At 57.2% G+C, this 2542-nt stretch carries 1 protein-coding gene; it reads right to left on the bottom strand.

Features of this window, described 5'->3' with window-relative positions:
- On the bottom strand, positions 1-2387 hold a 2387-nt coding region (locus tag A1351_RS06760), incomplete at its 3' end, for a tape measure protein (RefSeq protein ID WP_157096140.1).
- Positions 2388-2542 lie beyond the last annotated feature (155 nt).

Raw genomic sequence — 2542 nt, 5'->3', positions numbered from 1 at the left:
GAGATACCGTCCAGCGTGCGGATTGCGCCGGAGTCGGCAAGAGGCTTCACGCCGATTTGATCGGCGAGTGAGCGCGTCTGGTCCCGACCGTTTCGGTTCAGTGCTGCATTGTCATTCGAGATTACGCCACCGGCGGCAGTTGGGTTGATGCCGGATGGTTTGAATGCGTCGAGTCCAGATGCGCCGTTCAGACCTTGGATGCCTGCCGCGTTGAGGATCACGGTCGTTGCATTAACATCCATGTTAGCAACGGATTTGAGAGCGTCGGAGCCGAGCTTGTCGAGCTTGTCGTTTGCGTCGTCGATGATCTTGTCACCGCCCTTTATTGCGTCAGCAAGGCGCGACTTCATATCGCCGATGTCGAGATTCTTGATCCCTTCCGCCATGAGCGACTTGATCCCGCTACGCAGGAAGTTGCTCGCCGTGTTTGACAGGATCGAACGCAGCTCGTCACGGATGGCAGCGCCGAGCGAATGGAACTGGCCCTTTCCGGTTGTCGCGATCTTGGCGATTCCATCGGCAACGGAATCCATGCTGCTCTTGATATTATCGTTCAGCGATTCGACGGCGCTCTTCTGCGATGTGGCCCACTGCGTGAAGCCATCGCTGCCACCCTTGGCGATTTCCTTTTCAAGAGTGATGATCTTGCGAAGGGCGGACTCTTCTTCGCCAGAGAGGTCGACGCCCTTCTTTTGCAGGGCGAGCTTTTCCTTGATGATCTCGTTTTCGATCGCACGGGATTCCTTGCCGCCTTTGCCGAGGAAGTCGGAGTCAGCGCGGAGTTTTTCCAGGCGATCTTGAATCATGTTGGCCGCAGGAAAACTCGACTCGAAAGCATCGGCGCGCGCTGCTTCCTTCAGACGCTTGATCGTCTCGTCACCGATGACATTTCCAAGAGGATCAAGCTTCCCGCGCATCGATGCGATAGCGTCGAGCTGCGTCTTATATTCCTTCAGCGCTGCGATCGTCGGCTGAAGCTTGTCGAAGGTCTTCGTCAGGGCTTCACTGAGCGACAAGTCCGGCTTGCTATAACGAGCTGCGTTGCTGTTGTAGTCGCCGCCACCATGGAAGGCGCTAGGAGCTGAATCCTTATAAATCTGCGCCCATTCGTCACGCAGCGACTTCGCCAAGTCACGACCCGGCATGTGCTTACCGGCGAGGTCGTCGAGCTTGCTAAAAAGAGTCGATGCGCCTTGGACAAAGGAGTCGGCAAACGAGGTGCCTTCCTGCTTACCATATGTTCCTGCGTCAAAGGCGTTGCCGGCCTGCGTTGCGAGCACGCGTGATGCGTCAATGCCCTTTCCAGAGAGCAGGTCCTTTCCGAACTCCCAAGCGACGATTGCGCCCTTGATTGCGCCATGCAAATCGATCCATCCCCCGGTAAGGCGTTTGATGGCCTCGGCACCACGGTTGAAATCTGCGTCACTGCCAGCGAAGACGCTCTTCATTGAATCCCATTGGGAGGTGAGGAGCAATGCGCCAGCGGCAGCGAGCCCTAGCGGAGTGAAGAGGAGCGCAATGGCACCAGCAGCGAGTCGAATTGTTGCGACCGCAACATTCCAGCCGAGGATTGCTCCACCAATGGTGACGATTGGTTCTTTGAGCTGGATCAGCTTCGAGAGAAGTAGATCGGCGCTCGCAAACGCGATGTGGAAGCCTTCACCGATCTTGCGTCCGATGCTGTCAGCTCCGCCGAGGGAGTCGAATGCGGAACGTAGACTCTTCAGAACGATTGTGAGGCCGGAGTCGAATCCATTATCAAAGGAGACTTGACGTAGCTTCTCCATTGCATTCGACAGCGCGATAATCTGCTGCTGCGAATGATTGAAGGCTTCGGGTAGCTGTGCGCCATACTGCTTTTCGAGTAGCGCTGCTACCTTCGTCCATGTCTCGACAGGCAAGCCTCCCGCTTTGAACATCGCGTGAAGCTTTTCACCGCTCACGTTGAGCGCTGCGGCGAGATTGGCGGCCATACCGGGGATGTGCGAGCCGAGTGAAAGAATCGCCTGCCGGGTATGTATTGCATTTTGGGAAAACGTCTCGCTGATTTCTCTCCATGACACAGCTTGATCGTGCGCTGAAATGTGCAGCGCAGTCATTGCAGTTTGAAAGCCGCGAAAGACGTTCTCGATTTCCTCGACAGGACGGCCGAGCGAACGCATGTTGACATAAAGCGCTTTGAAAGAGTCTACGGCGGAATCGAGTGGAGCGCCAATGCGGGAGGCAGCATTGCGAATAAAGGAAAGAGCCTCGCCGGACTCCTTCGAAGAGGTTGCAACAGCATCGATACCGATACGAAAACTGAGCAGTGAATTACCCGTGGTCGAAACGCTCTTGGCGAAGTCCGCGAGCGCCACGGAACCGAGCGCACTGCCGAAGAGCGCCACAGGCGTGGGTCTCGGCGCGGCTAAGCTTTCTCCCCTTGCGACGGAACTCGTCGAGCAGACGCCGGCGCTCGATCATCTCGCGAAAGCCGGCGCGCAGCTGTTCGATGCGGGGCAAGCGCATGGCCTGCGCGCGGTGGTCGCGCGGCAGGGCGAAG

It is taken from the genome of Methylosinus sp. R-45379 (assembly GCF_001644125.1).
Taxonomy (GTDB): Bacteria; Pseudomonadota; Alphaproteobacteria; order Rhizobiales; family Beijerinckiaceae; genus Methylosinus.
This window is presented reverse-complemented; position numbering and strand designations above follow the sequence as displayed.